19 protein-coding genes and 1 other RNA gene are annotated in these 17,483 nt (G+C 39.4%); 13 read left to right on the top strand and 7 right to left on the bottom strand.

The window, feature by feature from the left end:
- The first annotated feature begins 2 nt into the window (after positions 1-2).
- From rseP to lpxA, 6 genes are read left to right on the top strand one after another with little or no spacing between them, the layout of a single operon-like run.
- Positions 3-1,358 carry an RIP metalloprotease RseP gene (gene rseP / locus J500_RS04185; RefSeq protein WP_004998141.1) on the top strand — a complete coding sequence of 452 codons (1,356 nt, stop codon included), beginning with the start codon at positions 3-5 and terminating at the stop codon, positions 1,356-1,358.
- Positions 1,359-1,397: 39 nt separating this feature from the next.
- The gene (bamA, locus tag J500_RS04190) at positions 1,398-3,920 is read left to right on the top strand and encodes an outer membrane protein assembly factor BamA (RefSeq protein ID WP_004998138.1); all 2,523 of its coding nucleotides are present in this window, start codon (positions 1,398-1,400) and stop codon (positions 3,918-3,920) included.
- Positions 3,921-3,976: 56 nt separating this feature from the next.
- Positions 3,977-4,477 (top strand): OmpH family outer membrane protein, encoded by a 501-nt coding sequence (locus tag J500_RS04195; protein ID WP_004998137.1) that lies wholly within the window; start codon positions 3,977-3,979, stop codon positions 4,475-4,477.
- Between the two features lie 3 nt (positions 4,478-4,480).
- A complete protein-coding gene (gene lpxD, locus J500_RS04200) occupies positions 4,481-5,551 on the top strand; it encodes a UDP-3-O-(3-hydroxymyristoyl)glucosamine N-acyltransferase (RefSeq protein ID WP_004998136.1) in 1,071 nt (356 codons plus the stop codon).
- Positions 5,552-5,558: 7 nt separating this feature from the next.
- Entirely contained in the window at positions 5,559-6,044 is a 486-nt protein-coding gene (fabZ, locus tag J500_RS04205) for a 3-hydroxyacyl-ACP dehydratase FabZ (RefSeq protein WP_119686670.1), read from the top strand.
- Positions 6,041-6,829 carry an acyl-ACP--UDP-N-acetylglucosamine O-acyltransferase gene (gene lpxA, locus J500_RS04210; RefSeq protein ID WP_004998133.1) on the top strand — a complete coding sequence of 263 codons (789 nt, stop codon included), beginning with the start codon at positions 6,041-6,043 and terminating at the stop codon, positions 6,827-6,829. The genes fabZ and lpxA overlap by 4 nt, the downstream gene beginning before the upstream one ends.
- 64 nt (positions 6,830-6,893) lie before the next feature.
- Here the strand turns inward: lpxA and J500_RS04215 are convergent, their stop codons facing one another.
- Entirely contained in the window at positions 6,894-7,784 is an 891-nt protein-coding gene (locus J500_RS04215; RefSeq protein ID WP_004998132.1) for a YbgF trimerization domain-containing protein, read from the bottom strand.
- Between the two features lie 376 nt (positions 7,785-8,160).
- Here J500_RS04215 and ffs point away from each other — a divergent pair.
- An RNA gene (gene ffs, locus J500_RS16970) (signal recognition particle sRNA small type) lies at positions 8,161-8,257 on the top strand.
- A 10-nt stretch (positions 8,258-8,267) separates the two neighbouring features.
- Here ffs and J500_RS04220 read toward each other — a convergent pair.
- From J500_RS04220 to J500_RS04235, 4 genes are all read right to left on the bottom strand, one after another.
- Positions 8,268-8,753, bottom strand: a complete 486-nt coding sequence (locus J500_RS04220; RefSeq protein ID WP_004998127.1) for a regulatory protein RecX — start codon at positions 8,751-8,753, stop codon at positions 8,268-8,270.
- Positions 8,754-8,804: 51 nt separating this feature from the next.
- Positions 8,805-9,851, bottom strand: coding sequence for a recombinase RecA (recA, locus tag J500_RS04225; RefSeq protein ID WP_004998126.1), 1,047 nt, complete (start codon positions 9,849-9,851; stop codon positions 8,805-8,807).
- Between the two features lie 159 nt (positions 9,852-10,010).
- Positions 10,011-10,451, bottom strand: a complete 441-nt coding sequence (locus tag J500_RS04230; protein ID WP_004987998.1) for an RNA-binding S4 domain-containing protein — start codon at positions 10,449-10,451, stop codon at positions 10,011-10,013.
- Positions 10,435-11,142, bottom strand: a complete 708-nt coding sequence (locus J500_RS04235) for an HAD-IA family hydrolase (RefSeq protein WP_004998123.1) — start codon at positions 11,140-11,142, stop codon at positions 10,435-10,437. Before J500_RS04235 ends, J500_RS04230 begins: the two co-directional genes overlap by 17 nt.
- A gap of 13 nt (positions 11,143-11,155) precedes the next feature.
- Here J500_RS04235 and J500_RS04240 point away from each other — a divergent pair, with 13 nt between their 5' ends.
- Both J500_RS04240 and J500_RS04245 read left to right on the top strand, forming a co-directional pair.
- On the top strand, positions 11,156-12,016 hold the full coding sequence (locus tag J500_RS04240; protein WP_004998122.1) for a 3'(2'),5'-bisphosphate nucleotidase CysQ family protein: 861 nt from the start codon (positions 11,156-11,158) through the stop codon (positions 12,014-12,016).
- 59 nt (positions 12,017-12,075) lie between these two features.
- Positions 12,076-12,819 (top strand): histidine phosphatase family protein, encoded by a 744-nt coding sequence (locus tag J500_RS04245; RefSeq protein WP_004998118.1) that lies wholly within the window; start codon positions 12,076-12,078, stop codon positions 12,817-12,819.
- Here J500_RS04245 and J500_RS04250 read toward each other — a convergent pair.
- On the bottom strand, positions 12,814-13,806 hold the full coding sequence (locus J500_RS04250) for an acyltransferase family protein (RefSeq protein ID WP_004998115.1): 993 nt from the start codon (positions 13,804-13,806) through the stop codon (positions 12,814-12,816). The genes J500_RS04245 and J500_RS04250 overlap by 6 nt on opposite strands.
- 79 nt (positions 13,807-13,885) lie before the next feature.
- Complete coding sequence (gene rpsT, locus J500_RS04255) at positions 13,886-14,155, bottom strand: 30S ribosomal protein S20 (protein ID WP_004987979.1); 270 nt, start codon at positions 14,153-14,155, stop codon at positions 13,886-13,888.
- 209 nt (positions 14,156-14,364) lie between these two features.
- On the opposite strand from rpsT, the gene J500_RS04260 reads away from it, so the two are divergent.
- From J500_RS04260 to J500_RS04275, 4 genes are all read left to right on the top strand, one after another.
- Positions 14,365-15,030: a nucleoside-diphosphate sugar epimerase gene (locus J500_RS04260; protein ID WP_034698420.1), complete on the top strand. Its 666-nt coding sequence runs from the start codon at positions 14,365-14,367 to the stop codon at positions 15,028-15,030.
- Between the two features lie 11 nt (positions 15,031-15,041).
- Positions 15,042-15,554 (top strand): ribonuclease E activity regulator RraA, encoded by a 513-nt coding sequence (gene rraA, locus J500_RS04265; protein WP_004987975.1) that lies wholly within the window; start codon positions 15,042-15,044, stop codon positions 15,552-15,554.
- 15 nt (positions 15,555-15,569) lie between these two features.
- On the top strand, positions 15,570-16,352 hold the full coding sequence (locus J500_RS04270) for a glutathione S-transferase N-terminal domain-containing protein (protein WP_034698421.1): 783 nt from the start codon (positions 15,570-15,572) through the stop codon (positions 16,350-16,352).
- A gap of 168 nt (positions 16,353-16,520) precedes the next feature.
- Positions 16,521-17,462 (top strand): Dyp-type peroxidase, encoded by a 942-nt coding sequence (locus tag J500_RS04275; RefSeq protein WP_004987972.1) that lies wholly within the window; start codon positions 16,521-16,523, stop codon positions 17,460-17,462.
- Positions 17,463-17,483: the final 21 nt, after the last annotated feature.

Genomic DNA, 17,483 nt, shown 5'->3' on the forward strand with positions numbered 1-17,483 from the left:
ACATGAATATTTTATTTATCATTGTTGCAGCAATTCTGTTGCTGGGGCCTCTGATTGCCATACATGAGTTTGGACATTATTGGGTGGCACGTAAGCTGGGTGTCAAGGTTTTGGTTTATTCGATTGGTTTTGGTCCAACTTTGCTAAAATGGACATCGAAAAAATCAGAGATTCAGTATCAACTTTCAGCATTGCCACTGGGTGGTTATGTCAAGATGCTGGATGAACGTGAAGGTAATGTTGCTGAAGCTGATTTACCTTATGCGTTTAATCGCCAATCTCCGTGGAAAAGAATTGCGATCGTCGCAGCAGGGCCGCTGATTAATTTATTGTTTGCTATCGTTTTATTCTGGATTTTATTTCTTCCATCTCAAGAACAGTTAAATACACGTATAGGCAAAGTTTTGCCTAATACACCTGCCGCGCAAGTCGATTTGCATGTGGGTGATAAAGTGTTAACTGTAGATGGAGAGCAAACACCTACATGGGAAAAGTTAAATTTTGCTCTGGTTGACCGAGCGGGTGAAACAGGTCAAATTTTGATGACCGTAGATCGTGACGGCACTCAAAAGAGTGTTGCGCTTCCTATTCATAATTTTCTCAAAGATCAATCACAGTCTGCTTTAGATATTCTTGGATTTTTACCCTATCGTCCTCAAATGCCTGCGGTGATTCATCAGCTCAGTGAGGATGGTGCTGCTATTCGTCAAGGGATGAAGGTTGGCGATCAAATCCTTTCTATCAATGGCATTAAAATGAATGACTGGTTTGATGTGGTTGATGTCGTGCAGAAGTCCCCTGAAAAACTGCTGAATATTGATGTGCTTCGTAATGGGCAAATGGTTCATTTGCAAGTCATGCCGCAAGGTAAACGTGACAATATGGGCAATACCACTGGTATGCTTGGTGTGCAAAGTAACCCTGCTAAAGTCAATATTCCTAACGACTACAAACAAACGATTCAATATAATCCAGCTCAGGCCTTAGTGATGGCAGTGGATAAAACCACTCAAATTTCTGGCATGATTTTAAACTCGATCGTTAAAATGTTTAGAGGTTTAATTGGACTTGAAAATTTATCAGGCCCAATTACTATTGCTAAAGTTGCTGGACAAAGTGCTGAAATGGGATGGCAAACGTTTATCTCGTTTATGGCATTGATGAGTGTAAGTCTTGGAATTTTAAATTTATTGCCGATCCCTATGTTGGATGGTGGACATTTGGTTTATTATTTTATCGAAGCAATTCGCGGTAAACCTGTTTCCGAACAAATACAAATGATGGGCTTAAAAATTGGTATGGTACTGCTCGGCAGTATGATGCTCTTGGCTCTCTTTAATGATTTTATGCGTTTATAACGTTTAGATGGAAAAATTAACTTACTGGAAAAATCTGGCATGCGGCACACACATTTATTAATGCCTTTGGCACTTGTTAGTGCTATGGCGGCAGTACAACAAGCATATGCAGCGAATGACTTCATTGCACGAGATATCAAAGTCGAAGGTTTAGTTCGCCTCACTCCTGCAAATGTTTATACCATGTTGCCGATAAACAGTGGCGATCGTGTCGACGATCCAACCATTGCTGATGCCATTCGTACGCTTTATGCGACTGGTCTTTTTGATGATATTCAAACTTATAAGCAAAATGATATTTTGGTCTTTAAGGTTGTAGAGCGTCCTGTTATTTCAAAAATTGAATTTAAAGGCAACAAGCTCATTCCCAAAGAAGCTCTGCAAGACGGCTTAAAGAAAATGGGCGTTGCCGAAGGAGAAGTTCTTAAAAAATCTTCTTTGCAAACTCTTGAAACAGAACTTGAGCAACAATATACACAGCAAGGTCGTTATGATGCGGACATCAAGGTCACTACGACAGCTCGCCCAAATAACCGTGTAGATTTAACCATCGAATTTTATGAAGGTAAGCCTGCAAAAGTCTTTGATATTAATATTATTGGCAATACTGTATTTAGTGATGATGACATTAAACAAGCTTTTGCAGTCAAAGAATCTGGCTGGGCTTCTATTGTTACTCGTAATGATCGCTATGCCCGCGAGAAAATGGCGGCCAGTCTTGAAGCATTACGTGCTTTGTATTTGAATAAAGGCTACATCAACTTTAATATCAATAATTCACAGCTCAATATTAGTGAAGATAAAAAGCATATCTTTATTGAAGTTTCTGTTGATGAAGGTCAGCAGTTCAAGTTTGGTGAAACTAAATTTTTAGGTGATGCGCTGTATAAGCCAGAAGAATTACAGGCATTAAAAATTTATAAAGATGGCGACACTTATTCACAAGAAAAAGTAAATGCGGTGAAGCAGTTATTGTTGCGTAAATACGGAAATGCTGGCTATTACTTTGCTGATGTAAACGTGGTTCCGCAAATTAATAACGAAACCCGCACGGTTGATATGAATTACTATATCAATCCAGGGCAGCAGGTGACAGTACGACGCATCAACTTCTCTGGAAACAGTAAAACTGCTGATGAGGTTCTACGTCGTGAAATGCGTCAAATGGAAGGCGCACTTGCAAGTAATGAAAAAATTGATCTTTCAAAAGTGCGTTTAGAGCGTACAGGTTTCTTTAAAACTGTTGATGTGAAACCTGTTCGTGTGCCCAATTCGCCTGATCAAGTTGATTTGAATGTCAATGTTGAAGAGCAACATTCTGGAACGACTACACTTGCAGTTGGTTACTCTCAAAGTGGCGGTGTAACATTTCAGGCAGGCTTAAGTCAGACGAACTTCTTGGGTACAGGTAACCGTGTTGCAATTGATTTATCACGCTCTGAAACACAGGATTACTATAACCTGAGTGTGACTGACCCGTATTTCACTATTGACGGTGTGAGTCGTGGTTATAACGTCTATTATCGTAAAACCAAACTGAATGATGACTATAACGTCAGTAACTATGTGACTGACAGTATCGGTGGTAGTTTAAGTTTTGGTTATCCAATTGATGAAAACCAGAATGTGAGTGCATCGATTGGTGTGGATAATACCAAAGTTACCACAGGCCCTTATGTGTCAACCTATGTTCGAGATTACTTGCTTAAAAATGGCGGTAAGGCAACAGGTCAGGGGTCATACTGTGATGGTGATTATGTACTTAATGCAGATACAAACGAATACGAATGTAAAGCATCCAATGGCAGTACTGGTCAGATGCTACCATACGATAATGAGTTTGAAGGTGAATTCTTTACTTACAACCTGAATTTAGGTTGGTCTTATAATACACTTAACCGCCCAATCTTCCCGACATCGGGTATGTATCATCGTTTAAATCTTGAAGTTGGTTTACCAGGTGGCGACGTTGATTATCAAAAAGCCACGTTTGATACTCAGGCTTATTTCCCATTAGGTCATGATTTTGTACTTCGTGGCTACGGTAAATTCGGTTATGGTAATGATTTGCCGTTTTATAAAAACTTCTTTGCAGGTGGTTACGGTTCGGTACGTGGTTATGATGTCAATACACTGGGACCTAAATATCCAGGTGTGACTTATAACGAGAGTAAAACGCGTGATTGGGATCCTGAGGAAGTCGGTGGCAATGCTTTAGTACAATTTGGTACTGAGCTTGCTTTACCTATTCCATTTAAAGGGGACTGGGCACGTCAGGTACGACCTGTAATATTTGCAGAAGGTGGTCAGGTTTTTGATACTCAATGTAAGACTGCCTCAGGTAACTTATATTTAGATGGTTCTAAAACGCCTGTAGACGCAAAACAATACTGTAAAGATAACTATAATCTGGATTTAAGTAATCTTCGTTATAGTGTGGGTGTTGGCTTTACGTGGATTACCATGATTGGTCCTCTGTCATTAAGTTATGCATTCCCATTAAATGATAAAGATGGTGATGAAACCAAGGAAATTCAGTTTGAAATCGGCCGTACTTTCTAGTACGGTCTTTGTTCAAATAATTAATTGTTGAAATACTCCTGTATAAGGAAATCAAAATGAATAAATTAACAGCAGTTTTATTGGGTATGGGTTTGTCTATTTCTGGATTGACACAAGCCGCAGGTGTGGGTTTTGTTGATTTAGCAAAAGTTGTCGATAGCAGTAGCTATCTTAAGCAACAAAATGCAAGCTTAAATCAGTCAGTTAAACCGACGACAACCAAACTAGAACAGCTTGGTAAAGAGCTAGATGCATTACGTCAAAAAGCGGAAACTGAAGGTCGTAATATGAAAGAAGCTGATGTTCAAAAACTTAATCAGCAATATCAGACCAAATTAAGCGAATTCAACTCGACCCAGCAAGGTTTGCAGACTCGTGTTCAAGGTACTTTACAAACCATGAACAACACTTTTGAAACTCGTGTGAAACAAGCGGGTGAACAACTTCGTCAAGAAAACAATTTAGACTTCATTTTGAATAAAAATGCTGCGGTTGCCTATGACGCTAAGAACGATTTAACTGATAAAATGATTCAAAAGGTTAATGCAATTAAATAATCAATGAAAGCACGTAGTTATCGTTTAGAAGACTTGGCTCATCTTGTTCAAGGTGAGTCTTTTGGTCATAAAGACCTTTCTCTGACTGGACTTGCAAGTCTCGAACACGCACATCCAAACCAGATTTCATTTGTGAATGGCGACAAATATCTCGAAGCAGCACAAGTCTCGAAAGCAGGTGCATTGATTGTTCCAGCTGAATTAAAACAACAGTTAGCGCAACATCAAAATTTTATTGTAGTTCAAAATCCCTACCTTGCTTTTGCTCAATTGACTCATGTTTTTGAAAAGAAAATTGAATCCATTGGAATTGAAAGTACTGCACAAATCCATCCGTCTGCCATTATTTCAGATCGTGCTTATATTGGTCATTATGTGGTGATTGGTGAGAACTGTGTGGTTGGTGATGGTAGCGTTATTTTGGCAAACTCTACGTTGAATGATTTCGTTGAAGTTGGTAAAGATTGCTTTATAGATTCGAACGTAACTTTAACAGGTGAGACCAAAATTAAGGATCGTGTTCGAATTCATGCCAATTCAGTGGTCGGTGGTGAAGGTTTTGGTTTTGCACCCTATCAGGGAAAATGGCATCGTATTGCTCAACTAGGTTCAGTTCAAATTGGAAATGATGTTCGAATTGGTTCAAATTGTAGTATCGATCGCGGGGCTTTGGACGATACAATTTTAGAAGACGGCGTCATTATTGATAACCTTGTGCAAATCGCGCATAACGTTCACATTGGCACAAATACGGCGATTGCTGCAAAAACGGGAATTGCAGGGAGTACCACTATTGGCAAAAACTGTATCATTGGTGGGGCGTGTGGACTTGCAGGGCATTTAAACATTGCTGATAATGTGACACTTACAGGAATGTCAATGGTCACAAAAAGTATTTTTGAAGCAGGAACCTATTCTTCAGGAACAGGACTTTTTGAAAATAGTCAGTGGAAACGCACGATTGTTCGCTTTAGACAATTAGCAGATGTGCCATTGACCCAAATACTCAAACGACTCGATCATATGCAGGCTCAAATAGAGTCTCTTGAATCAACCTTTAAATTGCGTAAATAGAAATATGATGACTGAGTCCAACACTCCCGCGTTTACGATCCCTGAATTGCCAATGCATATTCAAACTATTCGTGAATATCTGCCACATCGTTATCCATTTTTACTGGTTGACCGTGTGGTTGAAGTAACTGAAAATTCTATTGTTGGTTATAAAAACGTTTCAATCAATGAAGAATTTTTACAAGGACATTTTCCTGAATATCCAATTATGCCAGGCGTACTTATTGTAGAGGCTTTGGCTCAAGTTTCAGGTGTTCTTGGTTTTATCATGAATAATCAAAAACCAAAAGCGGGTTCTTTGTTCCTTTTTGCTGGAGCGGAGAAAGTACGGTTTAAAAAACAGGTTGTTGCAGGAGATCAGCTCGTCTTAAAGTCTGAGTTGGTGATGCAAAAACGTGGCATTTACAAATATAATTGTACAGCCACAGTGGATGGTATTGTAGCAACGACCGCTGAAATTATGATTTCGCACCAGATAACAGAGCAGGCATGAGTAATAACGACTTCATTCATTCAACCGCTATTATTGACTCATCTGCAGTAATTGCTTCAGATGTTCAAATTGGACCTTATTGTGTCATTGGGCCTAATGTGAGCATCGGTGCAGGGACTAAGCTTCATTCACATGTCGTGATTGGTGGTTTCACACGGATTGGTGAACATAATGAAATTTTTCAGTTCGCGAGTGTGGGTGAGATTTGCCAAGATCTAAAATATAACGGCGAAGAAACTTGGCTTGAAATTGGTAATCATAACCGCATTCGTGAACATTGTAGTTTGCATCGTGGCACCATTCAGGATAATAGTCTGACCAAATTGGGTAGCCATAATTTACTGATGGTGAATACACATATTGCTCATGACTGCGTGGTGGGTGATCATAATATTTTTGCCAACAATGTCGGTGTGGCTGGCCATGTGCACATCGGTGACTATGTGGTCGTGGGTGGAAACTCAGGAATTCATCAGTTTTGTAAGATTGATTCTTATAGTATGGTGGGTGGGGCATCTTTAATTTTAAAAGATGTGCCTGCTTATGTGATGGTTTCAGGTAATCCAGCGCATGCGTTTGGGATGAATGTTGAAGGTATGCGTCGCAAAGGTTGGTCAAAAAATGTGATCAATGGCTTACGTGATTCTTTCAAAATTATCTATAAATCGGGTCTAACCACCGAACAAGCACTAGATAAAATTCGTACTGAAATTTTGCCAGAAATATCTGAAGTTCAATTGTTGATTGATTCAGTTGAATCATCCAAACGCGGTATTATTCGTTAGTTAAGTATCTTATTGAAATAAAAAAGACACATTTGAAATGTGTCTTTTTCGTTTTTAAGTGATGCTATTTTCTAACAAAACCGGCTTCTTCAGACTGTGGATAGCTGGCAAGTAGTTTGTTTTTGTATTGTGTAGCTACAGCAGCTTTGTGATCTACATCTTTTGCAATGCTATATAACTGATATAAAGAACGCGGTGCTTTGCTTGATGTTGGATATTTATCAGCGACAATCTGATAATTCTTTTTGGCTTGAGCATAATTGACAGGATCTGTTGCTAAATGAAACTCAGCCAGCCAAAAATAAGCATTTGGTGTGTAGATACTATTTGGATGATTCTTAATGAAGTTTTCCATTGGTGCAATTGCTTTTTTAGCACCGCCTTGTTTATACGCATCAAGCGCAACGGTATATGCTGCTTTGTCTAATTCTGTTGAGTCTTTATTTTCTGACGATGCTGATGCTGAATTTGTATTGCTTGTTGAGCTTGTAGCAGGAGCGGGCTGCTGATTCGTTTGAGCCACTGGTGCGACAGGTGTTTGTTGAGGAGTTGCATTTATAGGAGCTTGTGTATTTTCACTGGCTACTGGTGCGGCACCATTTGCATCAGTTGTTGCATTTTCATCAGTTGCAGCACTATCCGGATCTACTTTTTGATGGAGTAGCTCCAGACGTTGATCCAGATCAGTATAGCGGTTAGCCAAGTCTTTTTTTAGCTGATCAATCGAATGAGCTTGTTCTTCCAGTTGTCCTCGCAATGTACGGATATCATTTTCAAGTTGTTGATTTTTTTGCATCAACTGCCAGTTAAGATTGGTCGCGACAGGTTGATCATTTACAACTGACGTTGATCCAGAGTTAGATTGGCTTAATCCACGGGATTCAATCGGAACATTAGCGTAAATAGAAGAACCACAAAGTAGGGTAATCGCGAATAAAGAATGCTTTTTTAGCATAAGCCACAATCCATAATTTTAAATAGAACGTCAAGCAGTTGTTTTTTATTCATTCAGTCATAAAAAACAAATTGAAAGCAAATGCCATTAAAAACCCCCCGCCATAGAATTGCAATAAGTAATTACAATATTTTAGCATTTTCATTTTTGATGCTGTTTGACAAAATTAATTTCACTCAAGAAATAAAGCGATGAAATGGTATTGGCTTTGAGTTTGAAAAGAATGCTTTTATAGCCAAGTAGAAAGATGAAAAATAAACAAATCCTTAAATTTGTTGATGATTTAGTCAATTGAAACGAAAACCGCAGGAAAATTTGAGATAGCACTTGCAACACATTTAAAAATCTCTATACTCTGTTCTTGCAATGGTAGCCCTGCTGGTGGCTTCGCAATTGTACTCTGTGAACCCCGCCAGGACCGGAAGGTAGCAACGGTAGCAGATCTATGATGTGCCGAGGTTTTGCTAGTAGGGTTACCACCAATTACTCTTCTTCAGTCGTTCGACTAATCGCTTTCATAATCACATTCATATCAAAACCGCGATATTGCAAAAATCGAATTTGTTTGGCTTTTTGTTTCGGATCTTTTTCTATCTGAGTTCCAAATTTCTTAACTTTTAGCTGATAAGCCTGCTCAAACCAATCAACGTCTTGAATATCTTCTAAAATTAAATTGCTATCCAGTTGTTTGTGCTTGAGTGCCTGTTTAATTCGATTTGGGCCTTTGCCTTTGCGTATTTGGCTAGACAATACCATTTCAGCTACACGTTGATCGCTCTGGTATTGACGCTCTGATAGCTCTTCAACCAAGGCTAGAACTTCATCGCGATCCTGCGCATATAGACTGAGTTTTTCGATCAACTCTGCCTTTGCATATTCCTTACGTGTTAGCAGTGCAAAAGCGTAAGAACGCAAACGTGTGCCTGTAAGAAGCGGTTTATTTGCTTGATCATCTGAATTTGAATACATCAGGTCATTCCAAATGAAAAACGCCCCGCAGGGCGTTTGATGATAGCTGAATTAGCTTTCTAAAAAGTCAGGTTCTTCTTCTTCAACTTCAGTGCTATTTGCAACTGGTGTACTGGTCAGTAATTGATCGCGAATCTGTTTTTCAATTTCCTGCGCAATCGCTGGATTTTCTTCAAAATAACGAATCACGTTATTTTTACCCTGACCAATTTTGTTGCCTTGATAAGAATACCATGCACCTGCTTTTTGCACGATTTCCTGTTGCACCGCTAAATCCACGACTTCACCCAGTTGATTGGTGCCTTTGCCATAAAGGATTTGGAAAAGTGCTTCTTTAAATGGAGGCGCCATTTTGTTTTTGACAACTTTGACTTTGGTTTCAGAACCAACAATCTCGTCACCTTCTTTGACCTGTCCAACACGACGAATATCCAAACGTACAGAAGCATAGAACTTAAGTGCATTACCACCAGTCGTGGTTTCTGGGCTACCGAACATGACCCCAATCTTCATACGAATCTGGTTAATGAAAATCACCATACAGTTCGAACGTTTGGCATTCCCCGTGATTTTACGCAATGCCTGACTCATAAGACGAGCTTGTAAGCCCATGTGTGAATCGCCCATTTCGCCTTCAATTTCAGCGCGAGGAGTCAGTGCCGCAACAGAGTCGACAACAATCAGATCAATTGCCCCTGAGCGCACTAGCATGTCCGCAATTTCAAGTGCCTGTTCACCATGGTCAGGCTGTGAAACCAATAGATTGTCGATGTCCACGCCAAGCTTACGTGCATATTGTGGATCAAGTGCATGTTCAGCATCAATAAACGCGCACGTACCGCCCGCTTTTTGACATTGAGCAATGGCTTGTAAGGTCATTGTGGTTTTACCTGATGATTCAGGACCATAAATCTCAACAATACGGCCTTTTGGCAAACCACCAATACCGAGTGCAATATCCAGTGTCAGTGAGCCTGTGGACACCGCTTCAACTGCTTGTACCGTGTTGTCACCTAAGCGCATCACTGTATTTTTACCAAATTGTTTTTCAATCTGGCTCAAGGCCGCGTTTAATGCCTTGCTTTTATTATCATCCATCTCACAACCTCAAAACTGTGTAATATCACTATCATTCAAAGTGGATGTATCGAATTTTAACCTCGTTCCACCTGTGTATAGTGACAGATTTATTTTTAATATTCCATGTCAAGATGATGTCAGTACGACATAATATGACGTGTATAAAAAGCCATTCAATTAATCATCATGATAAGACCATGACTGGTCAAATTGTTGATCATTTTCTTGTTTAAACTTGCTGATTTGTCGACGATCTTTTTTGGATGGACGATGATCAGGTCGCGCTAGATTATGCAATTTTCTTTGTGCTGCAATCAACTCCCGACGCGCTAAACTGACCTCTGTTTCTTCATATAATAATTGAGCCACAGGCGCAGGACCACGTGTTGCTGAGAGTGCTTTAATCACCACGGTTTTCTTTTCAAATCCTTGCATGATGGTAAGTTCCATTCCGACACGGATTTCTTTAGAAACTTTGACGCGTTCACTGTCATGGTGGACTTTACCACCTTCAATGGCGGCTTTGGCAATGGAGCGAGTTTTAAAAAAACGTGCGGCCCAAAGCCATTTATCGACTCGCATTGAGTCATTGGCATGTTGTTCAAGCTGTTTTGACATCAATATCCTTAACTTGAGATTGAGGTAAAAAAGAAATTAATTCCATTAAATGATGGATGGCAGGATAGTCTAAACTGGACGAATCTCGCGCAGGTTTTAAACTGGAAGGCTGTGTAATCGTAATCAGTTGTTCGATTCCAAATTCTTTGGCACCTTGGAGCACCTGTGCTGTGTCATCAACCAAAATGACTTGGGTTGGATCAAACGGCTGCAATTGTTGTAAAGCCTGCCAAAAGCCAATATCTTCTTTGGCATGACCCAATTGCTGGCTACTGACCATGAGTTCAAAATAAGGGCGAAGTGCAACATTTTCAAGTTTAAGCTTTAAACTTGCCTGATCGGCATTGGTGACCAGCCAACAGCGATAACCTTGATCCTGAAGCTGTTGCAAAAGTTCAAAACAACCTGATCTTGGTTGAATCTTGTGTTGAAATTCCTGTTGTAATTTCAGGACATCTACGCCGACTTTTGCTGTCCAATAGTCTGATGAATACCAAGATAATGTATGCTTGTGCTGTTGGTAAAACTTAGATAAGGTCTCGTGACTTTGTTGCAAGGTACATTGATGAACTTGTGCATGACGTTCAGGCAGACATTGATTCCAGATAAAGTCATCAAAACTTAAGTCGAGTAGCGTGCCGTCCATATCAAATAGGACAATAGGTAAAGTTGAAGAATTACAATTTGGCATAACAGGATAATCTATGTTTATTAAAACTCATGCGCCACAAGATACATTGATTATGCAATTGTTGCCTGTGTTGCAGCAAGCGAGTCAAATTCTCTTTGAAGAATACCAAAGTTATACCACAGGAAGCGAGTTTAATATTCATCAGAAAAGTGATCAATCACCTGTGACGCAGGCAGATTTAAGAGTTAATCATTTTTTAATGCAAGCCTTGGCTCAAGTTCAGTCTGTATATCCTGTGTTATCTGAAGAAAGTGATAATGTTGGTCGACACGAATGGTCAACCTGCTGGATGCTTGATCCTTTGGATGGAACCAAAGAGTTTATTCATAAACGTGATGAATTTACCATTAATTTAAGTTTAATTGAAAACTCGAAAACTATTTTTTCGGTCATTGTCGTGCCTTGTGAACAACAAATGTATTTGGGTTATCTCGATGATCTCCCGTATAAATATCAGTTTAATCATGGACAATGGTGGCGTTATCAAAATGCCAAAAGCTCTCCATCTCAGACCTTACAAATTGGTTTAAGTCATAGCAGTAAAAATCCGAAGTATCAGCAGTTTATTGGGTTTATTGAGCAACAGAATCATGCCGTAATTCGTCGTGAAGCAGGCAGCGCTTATAAATTTTGTATGATGCTTGAAGGTGAGATTGATCTTTATCCTAGATTCCATCCGACTTCGGAATGGGATACCAGCGCAGGTCAGGGTTTACTGGAAAGTATTGGTGGTGGTTTAGTCTCATTACATGGGCGGCCATTTGAATATAACCAGCGTGATACGGTGCTCAATGCAGGCTTTTTAGCATTTACCACTCCAGAAATAAAAGATTTAGCATTAAATGCGCTAAAGCATGTGCAGATTACAGATTGAGAGTTTTAGCCTGCATGTTATAGTGAGCAGGTAATGAAAATGACAACATAAGATGATATATGGCACTTAAGCTATTACCTCCTAGTATGCTACAGGCGATTGATTTATTGCCTCATGGCAATATTCCTGTGACACTTTTTACACGGCATTCGATTCGTGAAATTGTCAATGGACAAGGCTTGGCTGGTTATGATTTACAACTTACTGAATCTGGTCGGGTATTGGCAGAGGAGTGGGGTGCCTGTTTGATACAAAATACAGGTCGAATGATTCAGCACTGTATTTCAAGCCCTATTCAGCGCTGTATTGATACTGCTGCTTTGATGATTGAGGGAGCTGATCGGGTAACTCCCACCAGTAATACCCATACCATTGAGATTGTTGAGCAAGGCTTATTGGTTGAACCGGGTAGTTTTGTACTGGATATAAAAAAAGCCGCGCCTTATTTTCGAGAACAAGGCGCGCTAGGGTTTATTAATAGTTTTGTCAATAACGCCTTACCGGGGATGAAGCATCCAATTACGGGTGTCTTTGATGTACTAGAGCTGATTTATAATACTCATCCAAATGCTTCAAATGGTTTAAGTCTGGCGGTAAGTCACGACACGATTATTGCCGCGATTGTTGCGGTGATTTCGGGTCGTAGTCAGATTGATAAAGAAGATTGGCCTGCAATGATGGAAGGCTTATTTGTCTGGTTTGAGGGTGATGACTTTCTCAATAGTCAATTGAAATGGATTTGGCGTGGCGAAGTACATCAGTTGAATGTCAGTGATTTTATTCAGCCAAATCAGCGTTTATAAAAACCGCGTATAAAAATATTGCATGAGTTTCAGTAAAAACTGGGTGATATGCATCGCAGTGTATTGAATCGATCTGGATAAAAATCTTGCTTTTAAAATGACGCATAATAAGATGCTGATGAATAAACAAAATGCCAGATTGAGCATCCAATTCATTGATGTGAATGTGATCAATTTGGTTAAGATAATGATAAAAAAACCGTGCAGTAAGTAAATGGCTAGAGTATTTTCACCCATGCTCCTCAAAATATCTGGGAGTTTAGATGCATACGTAAGTGAAGCAATTATTCCGCAACTTGCGATAATTAATAGCCATAAGCGCGTTAAAACTCCGTGAACAGCCTCTACTTGTAACTGTTGATAAGACAAACTTCCATATAACCAGTAAGGATTGGGTCTGAGTAAAGCTAGCAAAGTGATTGATATTATTATGCTTGCAGCCGTAATCCAGAGTGAGTACTTGGTATTTTGTATGCAGTGTAAAAAAGATTTGCCATAAAGCGCGCCAGCTACAAAAAATGGCAGGAACACAAAAATCCGTCCGATGGAAAACAGATAATTATTGAATGGAGATAGTCCGATACCTAAACTTGCGAAAATGGCAATAAGCAAAGGATAGTGCGTTTTCATGAGTAACGGTGTGATCAGACTCCAAGCCACCATTCCCCATAGATACCACAAAATCCAATACGGTTTGATCACCCAATGCAGCCAGTTTTGAGTGTGTTGCCAAAAGGATTCAAAGCAAAAATAAAGAATTTGAAACAACACTGCCAGCACAGCAAAAAATAAGATTTTTTCAAATAATTTATGATTTTTAAACAATAAGCCTGAGACAAAAATAAAAGCAGGCATGTGGAAACTGTAGATAAATGCAAGTAATGCGCTGTTTGGATTAATCCAGCCAATGAAACGTTCTAAGCCGTGACCCAACACCACCAGAAAGATGAGTAAACCTTTGACTTTGTCTAAATGGGGATTACGCATATAAAATAAGGAATGAGTTTTAAATTTATTATTTTCATGGCAATAAAAAAAGCCCAGTAGGGCTTTCTTTATTTGCTGCTTAGTTAGAAGCTAATGCTTTAACTTGAGCGTTTAAACGGCTCTTATGACGAGCAGCTTTGTTTTTGTGGATGATGCCTTTATCAGCCATACGGTCGATTACAGGAACAGCTTTTTTATAAGCTTCTGTAGCAACAGCATAATCACCAGATGCGATTGCACTTACAGTACGTTTGATGTAAGTACGAACCATAGAACGCAAGCTTGCGTTGTGTTTACGCGCTTTAACGTTTTGACGCGCACGTTTTTTTGCCTGAGCAGAGTTTGCCACTCTTGCACTCCTTGAAATTTGATTGGTCTGGGCGGGCTGAAGTTTCACTGGTTATAGTTAAAACTATCACCAGCCCGTAAACAAGTGCCATATTTTGATGAATTGGTGCGGCTAAGTCAAGTCTTGAGACGTTTTTGCAACGTTTTTGATGGTGATAAATTTTCAGGAACAGGCTAAATTAAAGCGAAAATAAGTAGGCTGGTTAAAATATGACAAATATGAACAAAAAAGCATTGGTGATTGGTGCGACTGGATTGGTCGGAAAAGCATTGGTAAAACAATTACAAGTAGCGTCAGAGTTTGAATCTGTCACTGTAGTGGTGCGAAAAGAGTTAGATGAATTTAAAGTATTTTCCAAAGTCAGTCAGTTTGTAGTCGAAGACTTTTTGTTACTCAATGATCAGGATGTCAGTGGCTATACACATGCTTTTAGTTGTTTGGGATCGACCATTAAAAAAGCAGGCTCTAAACAAAAATTTTATGCGATTGATTATGAAATCAATGCACATTTTGCAGATTTACTGCAAGATAAAGAAACACATTTGCTTTTGGTGAGTGCGATGGGTGCAAATTCATCTTCAATATTCTTTTATAATCGGGTCAAAGGGCTGCTTGAAGATTATTTGAAGACACTCACACTCAACAAACTTTCAATCTTTCATCCTTCATTATTGATTGGTGAGCGAGATGAACAAAGACTCCTTGAAGGCGCGGCGCAGAAGATATTTTTGCTGCTCAAAGACACCATTAAAAAACCATTGATGTATAAGCCTGTGACTGCGGAGCAATTGGCGCATATCATGATCATCGCTGCAAATACACAAATGGAAAGCTTTAAAATTTATGATAATTTAGCCATACAAACTACTTCATAATGGAGAACAACATGAGTCTAGTGCCTTTCGTAACCTGTGATTTACTTGATGATCATCCTGATAAAGACATTCAGGTTGTAACCCCTTCACTGGATGGACGTTTTTTTAAGAGTTACGGAGCACGTAAAACATTTGGTGGTCAAATTGTGACAGTAAAATGTTTTGAAGATAATTCACGTGTTAAAGAGTTGCTGGCAACGGATGGAACAGGAAAAGTGCTGGTGGTGGATGGCGGTGCGTCGATGCGCTGTGCTTTGATGGGCGATATGATTGCTGAGTCAGCAGTAAAAAATCACTGGAACGGTGTGGTCATTTATGGCTGTGTACGTGATGTTGATGCAATAGCTGAACTTGATCTAGGCGTACATGCATTGGCTGCGATTCCACAAAAAAGTAACCGCAAAGGCATAGGCGAAGTTGATGTAAATCTTTATTTTGGTGGCGTAACATTTAAGTCTGGCGACTTTATTTATGCGGATAATAATGGCATCGTGGTCGCTACAGAGCAACTCGTCAATTTATAATAATAGGATACCTTTATGGTGATTCATCAAATAAAAGTCTTGCAATCGCTTGCATCAAGTCTGGCAGAGGGCGGTCGTGGAGTTAGTGGTACGCCATTTCCAATTCAGCCTGCAAAGCCACTTAAATTGTATGAGTTTGAAGGATCACCATTTTGCCGTCGTGTTCGTGAAGCGATTACCTTATTGAATCTTGATGTCGAAATTTATCCTTGTCCCAAAGGTGGACAAAAGTACCGTCAAATTGTGAAAGAAAAGGGAGGAAAATTACAATTTCCTTTTCTGATTGATGAAAATACAGGAGATCAGCTTTTTGAGTCTCAGGACATTATTCATCATCTTTTTAAATATTATGGGAAAACTGGAAAAACGCCAGCGACATATAGCCACTATCCAAAAATCCCTATGCCTGAGTTTGCAGGAACACTTCTAAACATGGCACGTGGAGTCTGGGTGAATAAGAAGATCATTCATCGTGCTGCGCCAGAACAATTGCTTGAGTTATGGAGTTTTGAGGCAAGTCCATACTCACGTATTGTTCGTGCGACGTTGACAGAGTTAGAAATTCCTTACATTTTACATAATGTACCAAAGGAACGCTGGCAAGATATGGGACCTGCGGTCTTACGTTTAAAACCCGGTAAATATGAGCCTTTGGCGGGTGGTAAGCGTGAAAAAATGTTGCCTGAAATGCAAGGAAAGATGCAGGTGCCTTATTTGGTTGATCCCAATACAGGGGTTAAAATGTTTGAATCCGCTCAAATTGTGAAATATCTAAAAAAACAATATGGCAAAGCATAAGTTACCTGAATCTATCAAACACGTATAACTTTAAAGCTATGCGTGTTTTTGTTTGTATTTTGTGCAGGCGGAATATTTTAAACGAAGTAGCTGCAAGCTTTTTTATACTTTTATATACAATATGTTAAATTAGTAGAAGAACAAAATGCTCAGACAAGGCAGAGGTTTATGACATTGACTCGAGTTCAGCCTGTTACCAGTCGTCCAGGTGAAAATGCTTTATTTATTGTATTGGGGCTATCTTTAACAGATGGTGTAAAAGAAAAAGTAATCGATTTTGCTGCAAATTTTTCAGCATTAACCCGTAGTTTAAGAGCGCGTTATCCTGATGATAACTTTAATGCTGTTTTAGGCTTTAGTTCTAACGCATGGGACATGTTATTTGCGGGTCAGCCTAAACCACACGAATTAACCACTTTTAAAGAAATTAAAGGGCCCAAATATACGGCTGTTTCAACGCCCGGCGATTTATTTTTTCATATTCGCGCTGATCGTCAGGCCTTGTGCTATGAGCTTGCCAGCATTATTCATGAGCAACTCAAAGATTTAACTCATCCTGTTGATGAAGTTCATGGTTTCCGTTATTTTGATGGTCGTGCCATTATTGGATTTGTGGATGGTACTGAAAATCCTGAGCCTGAAATTGCGGCTGAATATGCACTGGTAGCTACAGAAGATCCATTATTTACGGGCGGAAGCTACGCTTTTGTCCAAAAATATGTGCATGACATGGATAAATGGCGAAGCCTAAGTGATGAAGAACAGGAAAAAGTGATTGGTCGTAAAAAGTTTAATGATGTTGAACTGGGCGATGATGTAAAACCGGGTACAGCACATAATAATGTCAGCAAAGCCTATGATGATGAAGGCAATGAACTGAAAATTATGCGCGCTAATATGCCATTTTCTAATCCAAGCAAAGGTGAATATGGAACTTACTTTATTGGTTATGCCAATAAATTTAGTACGACTCGCCAAATGTTAGAGCATATGTTTCAAGGTAATGCTGAAGGGCATTTAGATCGTTTACTGGATTTTAGTACTGCGCAAACGGGAACACTATTCTTCGTTCCTACAGTCGATTTTCTGGATGATTTAGGCGATGAATAACTTAATTCATTGATACTTGTA

It is taken from the genome of Acinetobacter sp. 479375 (assembly GCF_000581715.1).
Classification (GTDB): domain Bacteria; phylum Pseudomonadota; class Gammaproteobacteria; order Pseudomonadales; family Moraxellaceae; genus Acinetobacter; species Acinetobacter ursingii.